The sequence below is a fragment of the Citrobacter sp. Igbk 16 genome, from assembly GCF_028069755.1.
Taxonomy (GTDB): domain Bacteria; phylum Pseudomonadota; class Gammaproteobacteria; order Enterobacterales; family Enterobacteriaceae; genus Citrobacter.
On the sequence record NZ_JANEWJ010000066.1, the window covers coordinates 1 to 2,299 of the forward strand.

Below are 2,299 nucleotides of genomic sequence, written 5' to 3' on the forward strand. Positions count from 1 at the left end.
CTAGTAGGTATTGTTGTATATCGTGAATTCTTCCATAGATGTTTTCATTAGTCATATCTTGAAAGCGTTCTTCTTCTGTAGTGGTGTTTAGGATTGATCCAGTACCCGTTTTACTGTCTTGGGTTCTCCATTTGTGTAACCCTTCATCACGTCTATATGATACATAGCCGCTATTTGATTTGTAGTATTCTATACCTTTTTCACTCACTACTAATATTGAGTATTCTTTGCCTTTCCTTGCTTTGGATGGGCTATCGAATCTGATTTCTATTGGTTTTTCTCCTAGATGAACCGCTAGGGGTTCACCTTTGTATACATCAAATCTGCGAAGTTCTTTTACCCCTCCGATGGATACGTTCATGTGTTCGAATTCATCAGTGGTTAGGAGAAAGTAGTAATATTGTATTAGTGTTTTCATTTTAGTTCCTGATTGATTTTAGAATTGATTGGATATTAGAAGTATCTAATGTTTTGTGTTGTTGTTTCTGTTGTGTATTGACCGTTGGTAGTTCCTCTGGGTCGAAGAATCCGAATTCACACCAGATACTACAATTTGATTTTACATCTTCTAGACTGCGTGGAGGCCATACAATACCATCTACTATTGGGTACTGGGGTTCTACAGATACGCCATTGTCTACGCTTAGATCGTTTTGTTCTTTTAGTTTTTCAAAATAGTGATTCATTTTTTTTATATTCCTTATTTTAGGCTACTCACGATGAGTAGCCTATGTTGTTTATAGTGATTCAATGATCTGTTGTGCTGTTTGTTTTTTGAATTTTGCAAACTTAGAACATGCAATGTATGTTGCTTTATCTTCTTCACTCATTTCGTCTTGTTTCATTAGGCTGGTGGCGTATGCTGCACGTTCGTATACATCCAACGCCTGCACCACTTGGTATGCCTCTTCGACCATCTCAACGAAAGATTTTTGCTGTGGACTGTCCACCTTAGAAATCTGTTTATATAGATCATTAGTATTGTAAGGTGGACACTTACCACCAATAACCGATGAAAAATCAATTTTCGTGAAAGTTAATCCAGTAAGTGAGCGATGTTTGATTGGTGATACACTTTGGCGAACACCGTTTATGCGTTTACGTTCTGACTTATCTAGAGCTATAAATTTCTCTAGGATCTTTTTTGCTGCCTTGGGTGACTTGCTGTCCACCTTAGAAATCTGTTTATATAGATCATTAGTATTGTAAGGTGGACACTTATCAACTAAACCACCCCAAGAGCGACTTTCAACCATACGATTCACATCACCATTGAAGTAATCTTGTAGAACCTTACAAGCTACTTTGTTCGCTACATCCACAATCTCACCAACTGTAAGAACATTCTTACCTTCAATTTCATCTAGAAGCATTTCACGGACTGTATTACCCGTTTCAAAATAATCAGCATCTTTATGTGCATCAGCAAAGAAACTTTCATTATCTATAAACTGCTCTAGAGCCATTGTGACTTGTTTTTTATCCATACCTTTGGCAATTAGTTTTTGAATACTTTCATGTGTTGTATTGTAAAGATCACTGGAATCTTCATCCAACAATACACTATTATTTTCAATATCACTAATTAGTTTGGTGATAGTATCCTTGCGTTCTTGTTTACGCACTTTCTTCACTGCACCCTTTTCATCTTTGATCTGTTCTGCTGTTTTTTCATCACCATCAACCATTATTGGATATGTGACTTCAAAACTAAAACCTTTCATCTTTGATGCAAATAGACCAAAATCATTATTACTCTGTTTAGTTCTGTATTGTGAATATTCATAATCAATAGCGGTAAATGAAGAGTGAAATTCACCTGCATGGAAATACATTAGATCACGACTCAAATCACCGCTAAACTGCTGGATGAAAGAACGGCGTAATACGTCAGTCGTCATAGCCTCATAAACGCCCTGTAACGCTTCACAAGCCATTTTAGTATCGGTAATGATATCTGCACGGTTATACTCATCAATAACGTCTACGGGCTTCCTATCAACGAAATACCATACATTTTTTGAGTTACTGACCTTGCGGAAACGGTTACAGAATTGTTCAATACGTTCTGGTGATTGATTGCCCCAAATAATTACATCAACATCATGTAGTTCATCTTCAATAGACAAACCTTCAACTATTGAGTTAGTGCCAATGATAACATCATAATCACCCATCAACCCGGACTTATAAAAATCTTGAACCTCTTTAGTGCCCTTTACATCGGCATTCACAATTAGGTGTTTACGTGTAATACGCTCACTAGTAACCTTTCCTAGATCTTTGTCATTCATAAGAA

General features: G+C 36.7%; 2 protein-coding genes. Both read right to left on the reverse strand.

Annotation, left to right across the window (positions count from 1 at the left end; translation table 11 throughout):
* Window positions 1-418, reverse strand: a 418-nt coding sequence (locus NNO03_RS22355; RefSeq protein WP_271450602.1) for a hypothetical protein, incomplete at its 3' end; no start/stop codon positions are given.
* A gap of 319 nt (window positions 419-737) precedes the next feature.
* Window positions 738-2,299 (reverse strand): hypothetical protein (locus NNO03_RS22360; protein WP_271450603.1); only part of this gene is annotated, 1,562 nt, incomplete at its 5' end.